Raw genomic sequence first — 16,062 nt, forward strand, 5'->3', positions numbered from 1 at the left:
TCTGCCATTTGTTTTCATCTAAAAAAACCAACTTCATCCTCTTTCCTCTATAAATTATTCTCTCTATCCTAACATAAGATCAACACGACCTAGATCGGCTCTTAGGCCTGGGCGAAGGGCTCCCCGATCCTGCAGACCAACCGCCTGGGCAGGGTTGTGAGTGACCAAAGCTATGGCTTGGGGCAGATCCAGCAGCTGCTTCTCCGCCAAGGCAAAGGCAGCCCTCAAGGCTGAAGCGGGGGAGTAGTCAGTGGCCAAGGCGCCTAGGGCTCCTACTTGTAGAGCCTCCGAAGCGGAGAGATTGCCGACATGGGAGGATCCCCTCAGGGCATTGGGAGCCCCCATGACCACCAGCAGGCCCAGTTTCCGCGCTTCCAAAGCTGCTGCTAGGGTAACCGGAAACTCGCTAATTTTCAGGCCCATCTTGGCCATTAACTGAACCTTGGCGGGGCAGTCGTCGTCGTGGGAAGCCAAAGGTACCCCCAAAGCTTGCGCTTGCTGAGCCAATTGGGCAAAGCTCTGCAAGGTCTCCTCCCCCGCCTTGGCCGCCAAACTAGCGGCAACCTCCTCGGAAGGCCGGGCCAGCTGGCGAGCCATGTAGCGGATGTAGTCCTCCGGCGTCCGGAATTGGCCTTGGCCGGGGGTGTGGTCCATGAAGGAAAGGAGATCCACCCAGCCTTGGCTGAGAGCTTGGCGAACAGCTGCTGCTCCCAAGGGGCGCGAGAGCTCATAGCGAGCGTGGATCCTCAAGTCCAGAGCCAGCTGGGAACGCAGCGCCACCAACTGCTCTGCCATAGCCAAGGCCGTTTCTGTGCTGCGCCAGCCAGGCAGGCCTTCCCAAAAGGACAGAGTTACAAAGGCAGTGGTAATCCCCGCCGCCAAAGCTCGGTTTTCCCAAATCCCCAAGGCCATGTCCACCGCCAGCTGTACCCCTGGGCGCGGCTCCAGCTCGGGCTCCAGGCTATCGGTATGGAGGTCGACTACGCCGGGCACCAGGGTAAGTCCTCGCAAAGGGATCCCTTCCCCCACTTGCCCCTGCCGAATCTCGGCAATCCGCTCCCCCTCCAGCCGCAGGGATCCCACCGGGAGGACACCATCGGGGAGAACTAGCTTAGGCCCTGCTAGCCACATTTGCCCTCACCTCCAGGGAATAGGTTTTGTCAACCAAACCCGACACATCGTCTAAGGAGTGAAAAACGCCAATGATAGCTGTTCCCTGCTGCTTCAAGGCTCGTAGGCGTTCTCGCAAGGCCAACTTGGCTGCAGTATCCAAGCTGGCGGTGGGCTCGTCCAGAAGCAGCAGCGGATAGGGGTGGATGAGAGAGCGAGCCAAGTTGACTTTCTGTTTCTCGCCCCCCGAGAAGCTGGTTGGAAAAGTCTCCAGCAACTCTGGCTTCAGACCCAGCTCCAGGAGCAGCTCTGCTGCTCGATGTCGCGCTTGGTTTTCCGCTACTCCCTGCCACAGCAAGGGCTCCGCAACCAGCTCCAAGGCCGTGGTGCGGGGCCTGGGATCCAGAAACTGGCTGACGTAGCCGATGCGCTCGCGGCGGATTGCTAACACCTCGCGATCCCCTAAGCGGGCCAGATCCACCGTTCCCAGAGGGGTCTGCAGGAGGGCTTGTCCTGCCGTAGGCCAATAGCTGCGGTAGAGGGTTCGCAGTAGAGAAGACTTGCCAGAGCCGTTGGGGCCCTCCAGCAGCAAAAACTCTCCGGCTTGCAGGGAAAAGCTCACCTGCTGGAAGGCCAGAACCTCTCGCCCCAGTCGGTGAAGAAAGAACCGCTTTTCTAAGTTAACGACCTGCAACACCTTGCCCTTCCTAAAGTCTTGCGGCAACCAGATCCTGGGTGAAGGGGTGGCGAGGATCCTCCAGCACTTGGTCGGCCAATCCCTCCTCCACTACCTCCCCCTGGTACAACACCACAATTCGATCCGCCACAGCCCTCACGACCGAGAGATCGTGGCTTACTAGGATGAGGCTCATCCCCAACTGCCGCTTGAGGCGGCGCAGAGTATCCAGAAAGGTGGCCTGCACCAGCAAATCCAAACCGGTGGTGGGCTCGTCCAAAAGAACAGCCAGAGGCTTTTGGACTAAAGCTTTGGCAATCTGTACCCGCTGGCGCTCTCCTCCCGAAAGAGAAGCTGGGGGATCCCCGGCTCGCTCTAAAGGAAAATCGGCTCGCTCCAAAGCCTCCTGCGCCTCCGCTTCCAGCACTCCAAACCGCCGTTCTTCTCTAAGGACAAGGGGCTCCGCAACATTAGTCAGGGCCGCAAAGCCCATGCGCAGGGCCTGGGCGGCATCCTGATAGACCATGGCCAGGTAGTGCCGCGCCGCAGGCTGCTCGTAGCGAGAGAGCAACAGCAGGTTACGTCCCTCCCAACCCGGCACGTTTAGCCGATACTCCCCCTGGGCTGTCTCCTGAAGGTAAAGGATCTTCAGAAGAGTAGTCTTGCCACTGCCGGAAGCTCCCACCACCCCCAGCACCTCTTGGGGATAGAGCTTGAGGCTGACGTTCTTAAGCGCCCAGCGATCCCCGTAGGCTTTGCAAACCTTGACCAGCTCCAGAAGGGGGGTCTCCTCAGCCATGCTCTTTCTCCACAAATAGAGGACCGCTCGTTTTCCCGGCCAGCAGCTTTTCCATATAGCCCTGGTCGGAGATTTCATAGGCCAAGCTGCCATCTTCTTGGGGAATGGCGTTGAGGAAGACGTGGCGGCAACCGCTGCGACGGCAGGATCCCAAAATGGGCTCCGGCTGGAAGGGCCGATCCACAAAGGCCAAGGGCTCCACCCGGGTGTAGGGAGGGACGGCATAGAGCCGCTTCTCCCGCCCGGCCCCAAAGAGGGTGATATGGGCTGCCAGATGCAGCTTGGGCAGATCCCAGCGGGGCAGAGGGCTGGGATCCATCCCATAGCGCCCATGGACCAGAACTGGGTAGGCCGCTCCCTTGCGGCTCTGGCCGTGGCGTAGGTGCTCCTCAAAAAGATCCACCCACAGCAGGCTATAGTCGCCCAGGGCATGTAGCTCCCGCGCCCTGGCGTCAGAGGGCTCCACATAGCGCAGAGGCTCAGGGATGGGAACTTGCAGGATTAGGATTTGACCTTCTTGGAGCCGCTCCTCGGGGATGCGGTGGCGGCTTTGGATGAGGGTGGCCTCCAGCGTGTCGGTGGTTGTTCGAGCGCCGCTGACCTGGGCAATGAAGCGGCGCAAGTTGGCGGCATTGACAGAGTCATCGGCCCCCTGATCAATGACCTTCACCACGTCCTGCGGCCCCACCAGGCTGAGCGTAAGCTGCAATCCCCCTGTGCCCCAGCCGCGAGCCAGCGGCATTTCCCGGCTAGCAAAGGGAACTTGATGGCCCGGTATGGCCAGGGCCTTGAGAACCTTGCGCCGAATTTCTCGCTTGGCCTCCGGATCCAGGTAGGCATAGCTATGCTTGGGTTTCAAGGGAGGCCTCCTTTTGGAAGTGGCTCATCCAGTTGCTGAGAAAGGTTACGTAGTGGGGTAGCTTGTAGTGGAGGGCAAAGCCGGAGGCCTCCACGGGATCCGTATGCACCAGGACAAACTCCTCGCTGCGAGCCGGATGGCTGGGGCGATCCATTTCCAAATCCAGCATGGCGCCAGCGATGGCCCGCCCCTCGTTCCAACCCAGGCTAGCGGCAAAGCCCAAGCGGTATCCTTTTTCTCCGTGTCCCACCACCTCAGTAAAGACCAGGCGGATCCGCCCCAGGCGAAAGCTTCCCCCCCGCACAGGATGAAAGGCGCGTACCTCGAGATAGCCCACGCCCAACTCGGCAACCGTTGGGTGGGTGTGGACGTTGTAGGCGCGCATGGCGCTGTAGGCCAGAGCCAGAAGTCCCCCCGTATCTCCCCTGGCCAAAGCTTGCAGGCGGTGGGCCCGCGGCGCTGGAAACAGCAGTGGCTGCCGCGTCAAGTCGGGAATCTCTTCCCCTGGAGCAGGGCTACTGGCTTGCTGCTCTGCCGTGGGATCTTCTTCCAGCAGACCTTGCTCCCTCAGCCAGCTGCGCACAGAAGGATAGTGCTGGGCAGCAGCCACGGCCGCCGGCTCTAGCGGGGGGCTTTCAGAAAAGCCCAAAAGACGCAGGCTGTAGTCTAGGGTGGGCCCCAAGACCTGGCCGCCGGGAATGCTCTTGAAAGCCGAGGAAAGCCGACGCACCAGCAGGAGATCTTCCTTTTTCTGCAGCTGGGCTTTCCCTAGGCGAGGGAGAGTAGTCCGGTGTGCTCTCAGAAGCAGCAGGGCCTCGTAGAGGTCCCCCCCTGTCTGCACAAGGGCAGTGGCCGCCAGCTCCGGAGCCTACAGCCCCGCCTCTGCCATCACATGATCCAGGAGATAGGGCAGCCCAGCCAGCTGCTTTGTCCGGCCTCGCCTGCTTTTGGCTTCTGCCGCTGACAACAGCTCGCGAAAAAGGGCCTCGGCATTGAGAATGGCCTCTTGGCTGCCCCGCGCTACGACATAGCCCATCCACCCACCTCCACGCTTCGGGGTAAGCCTACCACTTGGGGGCCGTCAGTTAACAGGATGTCCACTCCCAGCGGGTAGGCCAGGATCTGGGAGCGCAGCTGCCAAAACAGAGAGGGCAAGCCTACAGCCAACTGGATCTCCCCAGCTATGCCGGGCCCTCTGAGCAACACAGGGGATCCCCCGCCCAAGGGGGCCCCCAGGATAAGGGTCGCTCCCGCTTCAGGCTCAAGGTGGGCGCCTCTTTTGAGAGCCAAAAGGCTGTCTGGGCCAGCGGGCAAACTCTCCAGCTGCTCGGCAAAGACAAAGTCAGCAGCCTCCAAAGCCACAGGCCGGGGATCCTGCCCACGCAAATCCAACAGCAGCCAGCTTGGCGCCCAAACCCCTACATTGCCGTCCACCAGCGTCAGCCCAATGAGGCGAAAGGCTTGGCGAAGGGAGCGAGCGGGAAAGCTCTCCAGACGGCCAGGGTAGCTCAACGCCCTAACCAACGCCCGGAAGACCTGCTGGCTTTGCTTTTCTGCCAGTCCCGGTGTGGGGCCGTAGGCTTTGGACATCCCCAGGCTCACAGAGTCTCCACCTCCAGGCGAGTTGCAGCTACCTTGCGCCAGAGGCGCTCGTCTTCTTCTTGAAGATCCTTCTGGGCCGCTAGCGCCAAAGCCTGGATCTTCTCCACAGCAATTCCCGCCTGCAGAGCGGCGTCTAGGTAGGCCAGGGCGCGCGCCAGACGCGGCTTTTCCCCCAGCACCATCCCGTATCCTTCTACTCCCTTTTTTGGAAAGCGCAGCCAGACCTCGTAGACCAGCACTTCTCCCACGTAGAAGGGCGTCCCCGTGCGGGAGTCCTCAAAGGGGAGCGCCAGCAGCCCTGCCCCTTCCCTGAGCTTTTGGCTGGATCCCAGAGCAGGCCTGACCTCCCGCGCCAAAGCCAGCACCTCCTTCTCGGGGGCCTCCTGCAACAGCTCTAGCATCTCAAGGGGCTGCATCCCAGCCTCCTAAATCAAGGTCTGGCGGATCCGCGCCGAAACTTTGTCAATTGTAAACACAGCCAGCAGAATCAGGAGAACGACCGTGGCCGCATCTTGAAAGCGAAAGGCTCGTATGGTCTGCATCAAATCAAACCCAATGCCCCCTGCCCCCACCAAGCCCAAGACCGTTGCCGAGCGCACGTTAACCTCAAAAAGGTAGAGAGTGCTGGAGTAAAAGGCAGGAGCCACTTGTGGCCAGAAGCCATAGGCAATAACCAGGAGAGGGTGGGAACCTGTAGCCTCTACCGCCTCCACCTGCTTCATATCTACTGTCTCGATGGCCTCTGAGAGGAGCTTGCCTGCCACACCCGCCGTGTGCAGGGTCAAAGCTAGGATCCCTGGCAAGGGTCCTAGGCCAATTGCGGCCACAAAAACCAATGCCAAGACCAGTTCATTGAGCCCCCTGAGGACATCCATGAGCCCGCGCACAAGCAGGTAAACCGCAGGGGAACGCATGACATTTCTGGATCCCAGGAAGGCCAAGGGAACCGTGAGAAAAGTGGCCAGGAAGGTGCCCCAGAGGGCCATCATCAGGGTTTGCAACAGGGAGTAAAGGAAGTTGGGCAAGAAGTAAAAGCTGGGAGGAAAGAAGCGAGCCAAGAAGGCCGCACTCCTCCCCAAGCCAGCTAACAACTTTCCTGGCGAGATCCCGGCAGGCTCCGCCGTCAGCAAGAGAGCGAGAAAAACCCCCCCATACAGCACAACCGTGCTCAGCTCCCTGCGCTTAAGCTCTGCTGGCAGGGGGGGAAGTCTCCTAGAGTTGGCACTCAGGTTTCTTAAGAGCATCGTTGACCTTGCGGAAGGGATCGTAATCTGCGTCGCTAGCCGGCTCAAAGCCCTTCAGCCCACGAGCCTCCAGCCATTTCTGACCCTCCGGCGTGTTTTCGTACTCCAGATAGACTGTGCGCAAGGCCTCCTTGAGATCCTCTGGCAGATCTTTACGGTAGGCCCAGGGAGAGGAAGGAATGGGATCCGATCTCCAGATGACCTCAAAGTCCTCTATGCCTTTGATCTGCCCCTTGTTGGTGGCAAGGCTGATCCCGGTATCCCAGGTTACACCAACGGGAATGGTTCCCTGAGCTATCCCCAAGATGACCGACTCGTGGTTGCCAGCAAAAACCACCCGCTTGAAATACTCCTTGGGCTTGATTTTGGCCTCAAGACAGAAGTGGGCCATGGGCACCTTGAAGCCAGAGGTGCTCTCTGGGTCGACGAAAGCAAAATCTTTGCCCTTGGCGTCTTCTAGAGTTTTGATGCCACTGCCTTTCTTGGAAAGTATCAAGGAGTGATAAACGGTACCCGAGCGCAGCGAGTCCTCTTTCACGAACGCTTCAATGGGAGCGTTGGCCTTTTCAATGGCATCTACGTAGGAGCCAGGGCCGTAGAAAGCTAAGTGAGTTTGGCCTTGTGCCTGGGAGACCATCACCGCCGTGTAGTCACCGGCCACAAACAGGCGGACGGGGATCCCCAGTTTTTGTTTGAGATAATCCAAAAAGGGAGCATAGCGAGCTTCGTAATCGGCAGCACTCTCCACCGGTACTTCAGCAATCACCAGCTCCTTGGGCCAGTTTTGCTTCTGAGCCAGCCCTGGAACCCAGCTGGAAATTCCCATGAGGAAGGCAGCAAGGAACAGAATTTTTCTTCTCCGCATAAGGTTTTCTCCTTTGCAGTTAACTTGCGGTTGAAGGTGGATCTTGTTAGACCATCAAGGTTGAGGAAAACCATTCGCTTGCCTCGTGGGTTTCCTTCTCCCCAAAGTAGAGCTCCTTTTCCTTTTCAGAGGTAAAATCGGAAAGCGGCCCATTGAAGAAAACCTGGCCCTCCTTGAAAGCAACGACTCGATCGGCGTAATGGCGCACCATTTCTAGGTGGTGCAGGGTAACCAGCAACGGAATCCCCTGGCGGCGCACCGCTCCCAGCAGCAGCTCCATAATTACCTTTGCATTTTTAGGATCCAAAGCCGAAATGGGCTCGTCGGCCAGAATCAGGGCTGGCTCCTGGATCAAGGCGCGAGCAATACCCACTCGCTGCTGCTGCCCCCCTGAGAGAGCGTCGGCCCTTTGCCAGGCATGCTCTAGCAACCCTACCTCTTCCAGCAGCTTTTCCGCCTTGGCCAAATCCTGAACAGAAAAGTGCTTGAAAAGACCCCGAATGGGACTCAGGTGAGGCAGACGCCCAACAAGAACGTTTTCCAGAACCGTCAGGCGCCCGATGAGTTGAAAGGTCTGGTAGACCATGGCCGTGCGCCTGCGCAGCTGTTGCAGGGCATCCCTTTGGCCTTCATGGAGAGGAAGAGAATCAACCCAAACTTTTCCGCCGCTGAGCTTGACCATCCCTTTCAAAAGCCTAAGAAAGGTCGACTTTCCTGCTCCCGAAGGTCCGATCAAGGCCACAACCTGCGCTCCATCGCCAAATAGGTCAAGGTAAACCTCCCTTAGGGCAACCTTGTTTTTGAAGGCAACCCAAAGGTTCTCGACTTGGATGCGCATAAGCTACCTCACGGCGGGAAAACCGGTAACAAACTTAGCAGATTGGCCTGATACTGAAGTTAAAACCAAGTTAAGCTTTGCTGGCCTGGGCAGCAGGACTTCTCAATGGCTTCTCGAAACTGGCTTTGGCCTGGAGGGCGCTCTTGGAGGTACTCCTGGGAGAGCTTGCTCTGCTATCCTGCTAATAATCTCGATTGGTTCTCTGCCAAACCCTTATGGCTGCTGCTGTGATCTCGGGCCTCTCTTGGCAGTCCCCCAGAGCCCTTTCACCGGAGGAGATGGCTTGGTTAGGCAGCCTCACCTACAATGAACAGGGCCTGATCCCGGCCATCGTGCAGGACTACCTGGACGGAACAGTGCTGATGATGGCCTGGATGAACCGGGAATCGCTGCAAAAAACCCTGGAAACAGGCCGCACCTGGTTTTGGAGCCGCTCGCGGCAGGCGTTGTGGCCCAAGGGGGAAACTTCTGGCCATGTGCAGTGGGTCAAACAAATCCGCTACGACTGCGACGGCGACGCCCTGGTCATCCTGGTGGAGCAGGTGGGGGATGCAGCGTGCCACACAGGAGCGCGGAGCTGTTTCTTTCGCCCTTTGCAAGGGGATCCCCTTCCAGCAGCCGATACCCTGTCGCAGGTGTTTGCCGTGGTCAAGGCCCGCCAGGCGGATCCCCGTCCCGATTCCTACACCAGCAGCTTGCTAGCCAAGGGGGAAAATGCCATTTTGAAGAAACTTGGCGAGGAGACGGCTGAGGTGGTGATGGCGGCTAAGGATCAAGACCGCGTGGCTTTGGCCCGTGAGATGGCCGACCTCTGGTACCACTGCCTCGTGGCCCTTGCTCACTATCAGGTAGATGTTAGGGATGTCTATCGCCAGCTCCAAGCCCGCCGTTCCGCCAAGTGAAAGGGCCATGTCCCCCGAAGGCGGTGCTCCCGCAGATCCCTCTCCGTCCTCTTGGGATCCCTCCCTGGACAAAGCCCACCTGGATTTACAAGCCGCGCGCTGTGGCCAAGTGGATCTCGAAACCGATCGGGAGACCTTGGCCCGTTACCTGAGAGGCCATGCCCAGTGGATCCAGCGGTGCTTCAGGCCATTGCAGGTGGAAGCTTTGTCTGCCGAGACTTACAGGTTGCAGTTTTTCCGCATGGGCGGGCTGGGGTTTGAGCTGGAGCCCAGTTTTGGGGTCAAGATCTGGCCGGATAAAGATTACCGGTTTTGTCTGACCTCGATTGAGTTGCCCGGCGATGAAGGAATGCCTTACCGGGTCAGCTGCCAAGCCGATTTCCAGCTGGAGGAGCTACAGGGATCCCTGAAAGACCTGCCCACCACCCGTGTTCACTGGGCTCTTCATCTGGAGATCTGGCTGGCTTTGCCCAGGTTTTTGCAGGTTCTGCCCCGCAAGTTGGTTTATCGGGTGGCCCATCAAGTGGTGCAGCAGGTAACCCGGGGTATGAGTGACCGCCTCACCCACAATGTGTGCAGCGATTTCTATCGCTCTATTGGGTGTCCCGATCACCCCTATCGCTTAATTGCAGTGGAAGACAAAGCGTGATATCTTAGGTGCCAAGTAAGTTGCCGGTCAGCTTTCGAGTAGTGCTCCGGCAACCGGCGATGGAGTTCGCCGCAACCGCCTCACTTGGAATTTTTCTATAGAGGAAGAGGGTTCTAACCTCAAAAGCTGAGGCTGATGACTCCTACACTTCTGGGCAAGTCCAGGGGGTAGGGGTCTTTGGCTTTGTTTGAGGCCCCACCCTGCGGACGCGATGGTGCTCCCACTCCTGACGCGGATGGCTTTTTCTCCCTGGGCTGCCCTTCAACACCCTGACGACAAGGAGATGAGGATCTGGTGATGCTGGGCAGTTGGCTGTGGATCTTGGTGATGGGCTTTTTTGTCGGCCAAATCGTGGGTCGGCTGGGGATGCCCCCCCTGCTGGGGATGATCCTCGTGGGGATCTTGCTGGGAGATGTCCTATCCCCGGAGGTGCTGGCAGCGGCGGGGGATCTGCGGGTGGTGGCGGTGATGATCATTTTGATGAAGGCGGGCCTGGGGCTGGATCGGGAGAAGCTGGCCCAGCAGGGATCCGTGGCGCTGCGGCTGGGGTTTTTGCCGGCAGCCTGCGAGGCGGTGGCGGTGGCCCTGTTGAGCACCTGGATCCTGGGGTTGGACTGGCCTACCGGTTTGCTGTTGGGCTGCGTGATTGGGGCGGAGTCGCCAGCCGTGATCGTGCCGGGGATGTTGCGCCTCAAAAGCCTGGGCTGGGGGGTGGCCAAAGGGATCCCGGATGCTATTTTGACCGGCAGCGCCCTTTCCGATGTGCTGCTGCTCTTAGGGTTTAGCCTGTTGCTCAGCTTTTTGGGCCAGGGCTCTGCAGAGAGCGTTCGCCTGCTGGGGCTGGAGCTATCGCCGCTGCAGTGGCTGCCGTTCCAGGTGGTGATGGAGATCCTGCTGGGCGTGGCTGTAGGCTACCTGGGGGCGCGGGTTCTGGTGTCGCTACTAACCCAACAAAACTGGACTCGCAACAGCGTGCAGGAAGTGCTGCTGGCTGCCTGCATGGCCTTGGGCTTGGTGCTGGCGCCGCAGGTGTGGTCCTATTTTTCCGGCTATCTGGCGGTGATGGCCATGGGGTTTTTTCTGATTGAGCTGGATGCCCCTTTGGCGCGGCGGCTGCGGGGTGGGTTCGATGCCCTCTGGACGGTGGCGGAGATCGTGTTGTTTGTGCTGTTGGGAGCGTCGCTGGATCTGGGGGTGCTGGGATCCGTGTTCTGGCCGGGCTTGCTGCTCTTGACCTTGAGTCTGCTGCTGGGGCGGGGCCTGGGTTGGTGGCTTTCCACTCTGGGAAGCAATTGGAACGGGCGGGAGCGGCTGTTTTTGCTACCGGGCAACATGGCCAAGGCGACGGTGCAGGCGGCTATTGGTGGGATCCCTTTGGCCCAAGGGATCCCCGGTGGGGAGATCATTTTGGCTTTGGCGGCTCTGTCGATTTTGGTCACGGCCCCCCTGGGTGCTTGGCTGACCCAGGTGTGTGCTCCCCGGCTTTTGGAAAAAGGAGAGGTGGATCCCACCAAGGTAGGCAGCCAGGGCAAGGTGAGCTTTTTGGCAGCGGTGGACACCTCCCCTTTGGCCGAAGCCGTGCTGCGCAAGGTGGCCGATTTGGCGCGGCGGGTGGATGGGGAAGTGATTGTGTTGCATGTTACCGATAAGCCGCAGGGGAAAGGGGTAGAACTGTTGCGGCAACTCACCCAGCGTCTTTTGGCGGATATTCGCCACCAGTTTTGCCTGGCCTCGGGGCCCTTGGCAGAGACCATCGTAACCCTAGCTCAGGAGCGGCAGGTAACCGACATCGTCATGGGCAAGCGGGGGCACCGCGGCTGGGAGCAGGTTTTGGTGGGATCCACTTCCCAAGCGGTGTTGGAAACCAGCCCGATTCCGGTAATTTTGGTAGAGGAAGAGGACTTCAAGAGAAGCAGGATCCCTATCTCTGAGGGCAGAAAAAGCTAAGGATCCCACCTTTTCCGTAGGAAGTTCTGGGAACACAGTTCAAGGAGAATAGATGCGCTTGCAATCGGTGTGGGCTTACCTAAACCATGGCTTGGTCTCTCCCAGTTTGAGAGTTCCCTTTGCGGTTGCGTTGGGGGCTATTGGCGGATCCCTGAGTCGCTACTATCTATCCCTCTGGTTTGCGGAGCGATTTGGCCCTAGCTTTCCCTACGGAACCCTGATCATCAACTTATCGGGTTGTGTGGTCATGGGTTGGTTCATGACCGTGGCTATGGAACGCCCTGAGATCTCACCGGAAATTCGCCTGCTGTTCGGGGTGGGATTCCTGGGTTCCTACACCACCTTTTCTACCTATGAACTGGATACCTTTAGCCTCTGGCAGCAACATCGCTTTGCTGCTGGGCTTGTCTATTGGCTCGGTTCTTGCCTATTTGGAGCCTTGGCTATGGAGATTGGGATCCTGTTGGCACGATTGTGGCGATAACGTTTAACGTAACCCCTATCAATCAGCAATCTATCCATCCAAAAGCCAGGTGCAGCAACTGGTCATTTTGGGCAATAACTTTTTTCTTAAAAGCACCGGGATCCCCACTAGTCAACCCCCTGGAATTTCTTATCTTAAGGAGCACTCTTCACCAAAGCAATATACAGTTTTTCCAGCGTTACTCACTACAGCCAATGCCAGCCAATCTCTTGCCTGACAAGGATCCCACTTCACTGTAGACCTTATGTGAAGCGGAAAAATCTGTAACCATGACAATCGCAACAGCCCAAAGACAAAAGGGATACAAGTATGCTAGATGATGAACCAGAAGTTTATAAATTGGATATTTACATCGGCGAGTCAGACCGTTGGCAAGGGAAGCCTCTCTACCTGGCTCTGCTGGAGCTAGGTCGTCAGCGTGGGCTAGCTGGTGGTACTGTGGTGCGAGCTATTGCTGGCTTTGGTCGAAACAGTCATATTCGCAGCAGTAACCTTCTAGAGCTTTCCACAGATCTGCCCATTTTGGTAACTTTCATCGACACGCCGGAAAAAATCAAAGCCTTTCTACCGGAAGTAAAAACTCTGATGCATGACGGTCTAGTTACTTGCCATAGGTTACAAGTATTCCATCATGTTCCTCATCAACAACAATAGTCCAGATCTGAAAATAGATTCCCCATTGCCAAGGAGCTGGTTATGCCCGATTCCCCTTCTGCCCTGCGCTTTATTGTTTTGCTGGGGATCGTCAGCCTCTGCGCCGATGCCACCTACGAAGGGGCACGCAGCATTTCTGGAGCTTTTTTGGGATCCCTGGGGGCCAGCGGCACGGTGGTGGGCCTGGTGGCCGGCGGGGGGGAGCTGCTGGCCTATGGCTTGCGCTTGGGAGTGGGCTATTGGAGCGACCAGCTGGGCAGGGATCCCTTGCACCGCAGTCGGGGGCACTGGCAGCTCACCACCTTGGGCTATGTCATCAACACGGCGGTGATCCCGGCTTTGGCCTGGGTGGGCAGTTGGCCTTGGGCCGCCGTGCTGCTCTTGGCCGAGCGGACCGGCAAAGGGATCCGCACCCCGCCGCGGGACGTGTTGCTTTCTCATGCAGCCCTGCAGGTGGGACGGGGCTTGGGGTTTGGCCTGCATGAGACCCTAGATCAAATTGGGGCAGTGGCAGGGCCGCTGCTGGTGGCAGCCATGCTAGGAGCGGGATATGGCTTCCGGGGCGCGTTTTTGGCCTTGGGGATCCCGGCAGCGGTGGGGCTGGCGGCTTTGGGGCTAGCGCAATGGCTGTATCCCAGTCCGCGCGACTTTGAGCCGGAGCCGGAGATGACCTCGGCAAAAGGCTTGCCCAGAGTTTTCTGGCTGTATCTTTTGGCAGCAGCCTGTGTGGCTATGGGGTTTGCGGATTTTCCCCTCATTGCCCTGCATCTGCAACAACAGTCAGGGAGCGATGGGGCAGGGATCCCTTTGCTGTATGCCCTGGCTATGGGGGTGGATGCCCTGGCCGCCCTGGGATGTGGCTGGCTGTTCGACCGCGTGGGGCTGTGGAGCTTGCTGGGAGCGGTGGCGGTATCGGCTGGATTTGCGCCGCTGGCCTTTTCCGGTACCTATGCTCTGACGGTGCTGGGCATGGTGCTCTGGGGGATTGGTTTGGGGGCCCAAGAATCCATCATGAAGGCGGCGGTGGCCGGTATGGTAGCTCCCGAGACGAGGGGCTTTGCCTTTGGCCTGTTTACCAGTGTCTATGGATTGGCTTGGTTTGTGGGCAGCGCCCTGATGGGGGTGCTTTACGATTTCTCCCTGACTGGCTTAGTGCTCTTTTCGGTAGTCACTCAAGGGCTGGGGGCGGCTATCCTGCTGGCTCTAGTGTCCAGGAGGCAGGCCGAGGTGGGCTGATGAAAAGCCCCTGCACCAGATTACGGTGCAGCTCTTCGGGGGTTTCGTTTGTGCTGGTGGTGAGGAGCACCATCCCCTCAGGTTTTGGGCCACCTCCAGGAGCTTTTGTCGGAACCCGATTTTCAGAACTGATCCTTCATACCGCGCAGGCGAGCGAAGACCCGCACCGGATCCTGGAGCCCGGTGGCAGCTTGCAGAGCCGGCTGATCCCAGCGCAAGAAGGGGTTGGTGCGTCGCTCCTCGCCAATGGTGCTGGGGACAGTCGGGGATCCCGTCTGGCGCAGGGCAGCCACCTGCTGATAACGCGCCTGCAGGTCGGGGTTGTCTCCATCCACTGTCAGGGCAAACCTGAGATTGTTCAAGGTGTATTCGTGGGCACACCACACCCGTGTGGCTTCCGGCAACTGCCGCAGTTGATCCAGGGATCCCACCATCTGCTCCGGCGTGCCTTCAAACAGCCGCCCGCATCCCCCGGCAAACAGGGTATCGCCACAGAAGAGATCCCCACTCTCGGAAAAGTAGTAGGCAATATGGCCGCGGGTATGGCCGGGCACAAACAGCACCTTTGCTAGCCGACCCGCAAACTCCACTGTTTCCCCTGCCTTGAGCTCCACCGTCTGGCCAGGGATCCGCCCCCGATCCACCTGGCTGCCATAGACTCTGGCACGGGGATAGCGCTCCAAAAGCTGTCGGTTGCCCCCCACGTGGTCGTGGTGGTGGTGGGTGTTGAAAATGGCCACCAACTCCGCCCCCAGCTCGGCCAGCTTTTCCAACACGGGCTCAGCCACTGCCGGATCCACCACGGCTGCTGTTGCAGTGTCGGGATTGTGGAGCAGGTAGATGTAGTTATCGCGCAGGGCAGGCAACTGGAGAACGCGCATGGCTCGGCTAACTCTCAAAAATGGCCTGTTCTACGTCTTGCCGGCTGAGGGAATAGGGAAAAGATAAAGTTTTCGTGTTGCCGTCTGGGTAGGTGTATCGCACCCAAATGCTGGTTTCTTCCAGGCGCAAAATGGCTTTCCAGCCAGGCCGTTCGCAAAACCACTGCTCCACATCCTGCGGATCGCGGGTGCAGCCCTGATCCTCCAGCCAGCGTTCGATGGTGTGGAGCGGGTGATTGTACAGGGGCGTGGTTGCAGGAGGCAAAGGCATGGCGAGATTCAAGAAAAGCAATCAAACCCTAGAGTCAACGGGCTATGTTCATTCAAGCACTCCTGATCCAGAATCCGAAAACTCGATCCCAATGTCCTACCGAAGAGGGCAGGAAATGCTCGCAGAATCAGCTTGCCCCACTCTCTCGCAGCCAAGCGAGGACACCTGCCAGTAGCAAACACACGACTAGGGTGGATCCCATCAGCAGCAGGGCACACAGCTCGCCAGCCGAAAGTGGGCGGGTTTCCATACGCAGCTCTAGAGAATCGGCACCAAGGGATCCCGGCATGCCCAGAGATCCCGTGTTGGCGGTCACCGCCCGTAAGCTGGCATCGTAGATGGCCCGTTTCGCCGGGTTGCTGAGGACAAGGTAGGCCTCCTGCAACTCTTGGAAGCAGCGAATGGCCACTTCCGGAGCCAGGGGAGAAGTATCGGGATGGTAGCGCTTGCTCAATTGCCGGTAGGCCCGCCGGATGGCCTCAGGAGATGCCCCTGGAGACAGACCCAGCCGTTGGTAGTAGGTGAGGGAAGTCAAGGAGCGCATGCAACCTATGGAGGAGCAAGACTACAGGGGCAGCAAAACCGCTTTCAGGGGAGCACAGCTCTAGTCCAGTGTAATCACTCGCGCAGACACCGGGATCCCTGCAGCAAGCCTCTATTCTTCCTCATCCTCTTCAGACTTAGCTTTGGGATAGTAGAAACCGGTGTTGCGACCGCTGAGAATGGCGCGCCCAATGGTCATGGCTCGCTGGGCCTGGAGCTTAGCTTTGCCCAGCCAGACGGCGTAGCGCCTGCGACTGCGGGCTTTAGAAGTTTTCTTCTTAGGAACAGGCATGGCTTCGCACAAAAACACAGCCTTACTAGGCTAGCATTGAGGCTGCGCTGCCGATCCCAGCTTTATTCAGGCAAGTAGCCTATCAGTGGTTGACCAAAAGGCGCGGCAAGCCCCATCCTTCAGGGCGGGGAAGGATAGCGCCGACCGTAGCCGACGCCCTTTAAAAACGCAGTGTCGGCCATGTGAATATCGTTGTCATCACGCATAGGC

21 protein-coding genes and 1 riboswitch are annotated in these 16,062 nt (G+C 58.7%); of the genes, 6 read left to right on the forward strand and 15 right to left on the reverse strand.

What is annotated here, in order from left to right; genetic code table 11:
- Positions 1-63: 63 nt before the first annotated feature.
- The 11 genes from ACVWZU_RS13090 to ACVWZU_RS13140 are packed head-to-tail and all read right to left on the reverse strand — an operon-like array spanning position 64 to position 7,993.
- Complete coding sequence (locus ACVWZU_RS13090; RefSeq protein WP_457445332.1) at positions 64-1,131, reverse strand: alpha-D-ribose 1-methylphosphonate 5-triphosphate diphosphatase; 1,068 nt, start codon at positions 1,129-1,131, stop codon at positions 64-66.
- Positions 1,112-1,807, reverse strand: coding sequence for an ATP-binding cassette domain-containing protein (locus ACVWZU_RS13095; protein ID WP_011431839.1), 696 nt, complete (start codon positions 1,805-1,807; stop codon positions 1,112-1,114). Before ACVWZU_RS13095 ends, ACVWZU_RS13090 begins: the two co-directional genes overlap by 20 nt.
- Positions 1,808-1,817: 10 nt before the next feature.
- A complete protein-coding gene (locus ACVWZU_RS13100) occupies positions 1,818-2,585 on the reverse strand; it encodes an ATP-binding cassette domain-containing protein (protein WP_414342141.1) in 768 nt (255 codons plus the stop codon).
- The gene (locus ACVWZU_RS13105) at positions 2,578-3,444 is read right to left on the reverse strand and encodes an alpha-D-ribose 1-methylphosphonate 5-phosphate C-P-lyase PhnJ (protein ID WP_414401843.1); all 867 of its coding nucleotides are present in this window, start codon (positions 3,442-3,444) and stop codon (positions 2,578-2,580) included. The genes ACVWZU_RS13100 and ACVWZU_RS13105 overlap by 8 nt, the downstream gene beginning before the upstream one ends.
- Positions 3,428-4,303 carry a carbon-phosphorus lyase complex subunit PhnI gene (locus ACVWZU_RS13110; protein ID WP_457445349.1) on the reverse strand — a complete coding sequence of 292 codons (876 nt, stop codon included), beginning with the start codon at positions 4,301-4,303 and terminating at the stop codon, positions 3,428-3,430. The genes ACVWZU_RS13105 and ACVWZU_RS13110 overlap by 17 nt, the downstream gene beginning before the upstream one ends.
- 9 nt (positions 4,304-4,312) lie before the next feature.
- Positions 4,313-4,480 carry a hypothetical protein gene (locus tag ACVWZU_RS13115; RefSeq protein WP_457445334.1) on the reverse strand — a complete coding sequence of 56 codons (168 nt, stop codon included), beginning with the start codon at positions 4,478-4,480 and terminating at the stop codon, positions 4,313-4,315.
- Positions 4,465-5,034 (reverse strand): phosphonate C-P lyase system protein PhnH, encoded by a 570-nt coding sequence (gene phnH / locus ACVWZU_RS13120; protein ID WP_457445336.1) that lies wholly within the window; start codon positions 5,032-5,034, stop codon positions 4,465-4,467. The genes ACVWZU_RS13115 and phnH overlap by 16 nt, the downstream gene beginning before the upstream one ends.
- A gap of 8 nt (positions 5,035-5,042) precedes the next feature.
- Positions 5,043-5,462 carry a phosphonate C-P lyase system protein PhnG gene (phnG, locus tag ACVWZU_RS13125; RefSeq protein WP_011431834.1) on the reverse strand — a complete coding sequence of 140 codons (420 nt, stop codon included), beginning with the start codon at positions 5,460-5,462 and terminating at the stop codon, positions 5,043-5,045.
- Between the two features lie 9 nt (positions 5,463-5,471).
- Positions 5,472-6,290 (reverse strand): phosphonate ABC transporter, permease protein PhnE, encoded by an 819-nt coding sequence (gene phnE / locus ACVWZU_RS13130; protein WP_414342146.1) that lies wholly within the window; start codon positions 6,288-6,290, stop codon positions 5,472-5,474.
- Positions 6,259-7,155: a phosphonate ABC transporter substrate-binding protein gene (phnD, locus tag ACVWZU_RS13135; RefSeq protein WP_457445339.1), complete on the reverse strand. Its 897-nt coding sequence runs from the start codon at positions 7,153-7,155 to the stop codon at positions 6,259-6,261. The genes phnE and phnD overlap by 32 nt, the downstream gene beginning before the upstream one ends.
- A 46-nt stretch (positions 7,156-7,201) precedes the next feature.
- Complete coding sequence (locus ACVWZU_RS13140; protein ID WP_414388969.1) at positions 7,202-7,993, reverse strand: phosphonate ABC transporter ATP-binding protein; 792 nt, start codon at positions 7,991-7,993, stop codon at positions 7,202-7,204.
- 278 nt (positions 7,994-8,271) lie between these two features.
- On the opposite strand from ACVWZU_RS13140, the gene hisIE reads away from it, so the two are divergent.
- The 6 genes from hisIE (at position 8,272) to ACVWZU_RS13170 (ending at position 13,865) form a co-directional block, all read left to right on the forward strand.
- Positions 8,272-8,895 carry a bifunctional phosphoribosyl-AMP cyclohydrolase/phosphoribosyl-ATP diphosphatase HisIE gene (gene hisIE, locus ACVWZU_RS13145; protein WP_414342151.1) on the forward strand — a complete coding sequence of 208 codons (624 nt, stop codon included), beginning with the start codon at positions 8,272-8,274 and terminating at the stop codon, positions 8,893-8,895.
- A complete protein-coding gene (locus ACVWZU_RS13150) occupies positions 8,855-9,544 on the forward strand; it encodes a DUF1997 domain-containing protein (RefSeq protein ID WP_457445341.1) in 690 nt (229 codons plus the stop codon). The genes hisIE and ACVWZU_RS13150 overlap by 41 nt, the downstream gene beginning before the upstream one ends.
- Positions 9,545-9,590: 46 nt before the next feature.
- Positions 9,591-9,696: riboswitch (Fluoride riboswitch) on the forward strand.
- Between the two features lie 145 nt (positions 9,697-9,841).
- Entirely contained in the window at positions 9,842-11,491 is a 1,650-nt protein-coding gene (locus ACVWZU_RS13155) for a cation:proton antiporter domain-containing protein (RefSeq protein WP_457445343.1), read from the forward strand.
- 52 nt (positions 11,492-11,543) lie between these two features.
- Positions 11,544-11,975, forward strand: a complete 432-nt coding sequence (gene crcB, locus ACVWZU_RS13160; protein ID WP_457384683.1) for a fluoride efflux transporter CrcB — start codon at positions 11,544-11,546, stop codon at positions 11,973-11,975.
- 309 nt (positions 11,976-12,284) lie between these two features.
- Entirely contained in the window at positions 12,285-12,629 is a 345-nt protein-coding gene (locus ACVWZU_RS13165; protein WP_457445345.1) for a DUF190 domain-containing protein, read from the forward strand.
- 42 nt (positions 12,630-12,671) lie between these two features.
- Complete coding sequence (locus ACVWZU_RS13170; protein ID WP_457445347.1) at positions 12,672-13,865, forward strand: MFS transporter; 1,194 nt, start codon at positions 12,672-12,674, stop codon at positions 13,863-13,865.
- Positions 13,866-13,987: 122 nt separating this feature from the next.
- Here the strand turns inward: ACVWZU_RS13170 and gloB are convergent, their stop codons facing one another.
- The 4 genes from gloB to ACVWZU_RS13190 form a co-directional block, all read right to left on the reverse strand.
- Positions 13,988-14,746: a hydroxyacylglutathione hydrolase gene (gene gloB / locus ACVWZU_RS13175; RefSeq protein WP_011431823.1), complete on the reverse strand. Its 759-nt coding sequence runs from the start codon at positions 14,744-14,746 to the stop codon at positions 13,988-13,990.
- Between the two features lie 7 nt (positions 14,747-14,753).
- The gene (locus tag ACVWZU_RS13180; protein ID WP_011431822.1) at positions 14,754-15,017 is read right to left on the reverse strand and encodes a DUF3143 domain-containing protein; all 264 of its coding nucleotides are present in this window, start codon (positions 15,015-15,017) and stop codon (positions 14,754-14,756) included.
- 127 nt (positions 15,018-15,144) lie between these two features.
- Complete coding sequence (locus ACVWZU_RS13185) at positions 15,145-15,561, reverse strand: J domain-containing protein (protein ID WP_414351179.1); 417 nt, start codon at positions 15,559-15,561, stop codon at positions 15,145-15,147.
- 111 nt (positions 15,562-15,672) lie between these two features.
- Complete coding sequence (locus tag ACVWZU_RS13190) at positions 15,673-15,852, reverse strand: 50S ribosomal protein L32 (protein WP_011431820.1); 180 nt, start codon at positions 15,850-15,852, stop codon at positions 15,673-15,675.
- Positions 15,853-16,062 lie beyond the last annotated feature (210 nt).

The sequence above is a fragment of the Thermostichus sp. MS-CIW-26 genome, from assembly GCF_054059115.1.

Coding starts and splice junctions, on each gene's coding strand:
- ACVWZU_RS13090 (WP_457445332.1), bottom strand. CDS start 1,131: ATGTGGCTAGCAGGGCCTAAGCTAGTTCTCCCCGATGGTGTCCTCCCG.
- ACVWZU_RS13100 (WP_414342141.1), bottom strand. CDS start 2,585: ATGGCTGAGGAGACCCCCCTTCTGGAGCTGGTCAAGGTTTGCAAAGCC.
- ACVWZU_RS13115 (WP_457445334.1), bottom strand. CDS start 4,480: ATGGGCTATGTCGTAGCGCGGGGCAGCCAAGAGGCCATTCTCAATGCC.
- phnH (WP_457445336.1), bottom strand. CDS start 5,034: ATGTCCAAAGCCTACGGCCCCACACCGGGACTGGCAGAAAAGCAAAGC.
- phnG (WP_011431834.1), bottom strand. CDS start 5,462: ATGCAGCCCCTTGAGATGCTAGAGCTGTTGCAGGAGGCCCCCGAGAAG.
- phnE (WP_414342146.1), bottom strand. CDS start 6,290: ATGCTCTTAAGAAACCTGAGTGCCAACTCTAGGAGACTTCCCCCCCTG.
- phnD (WP_457445339.1), bottom strand. CDS start 7,155: ATGCGGAGAAGAAAAATTCTGTTCCTTGCTGCCTTCCTCATGGGAATT.
- ACVWZU_RS13140 (WP_414388969.1), bottom strand. CDS start 7,993: ATGCGCATCCAAGTCGAGAACCTTTGGGTTGCCTTCAAAAACAAGGTT.
- hisIE (WP_414342151.1), top strand. CDS start 8,272: ATGGCTTGGTTAGGCAGCCTCACCTACAATGAACAGGGCCTGATCCCG.
- ACVWZU_RS13150 (WP_457445341.1), top strand. CDS start 8,855: ATGTCTATCGCCAGCTCCAAGCCCGCCGTTCCGCCAAGTGAAAGGGCC.
- ACVWZU_RS13155 (WP_457445343.1), top strand. CDS start 9,842: ATGCTGGGCAGTTGGCTGTGGATCTTGGTGATGGGCTTTTTTGTCGGC.
- crcB (WP_457384683.1), top strand. CDS start 11,544: ATGCGCTTGCAATCGGTGTGGGCTTACCTAAACCATGGCTTGGTCTCT.
- ACVWZU_RS13165 (WP_457445345.1), top strand. CDS start 12,285: ATGCTAGATGATGAACCAGAAGTTTATAAATTGGATATTTACATCGGC.
- ACVWZU_RS13170 (WP_457445347.1), top strand. CDS start 12,672: ATGCCCGATTCCCCTTCTGCCCTGCGCTTTATTGTTTTGCTGGGGATC.
- gloB (WP_011431823.1), bottom strand. CDS start 14,746: ATGCGCGTTCTCCAGTTGCCTGCCCTGCGCGATAACTACATCTACCTG.
- ACVWZU_RS13180 (WP_011431822.1), bottom strand. CDS start 15,017: ATGCCTTTGCCTCCTGCAACCACGCCCCTGTACAATCACCCGCTCCAC.
- ACVWZU_RS13185 (WP_414351179.1), bottom strand. CDS start 15,561: ATGCGCTCCTTGACTTCCCTCACCTACTACCAACGGCTGGGTCTGTCT.
- ACVWZU_RS13190 (WP_011431820.1), bottom strand. CDS start 15,852: ATGCCTGTTCCTAAGAAGAAAACTTCTAAAGCCCGCAGTCGCAGGCGC.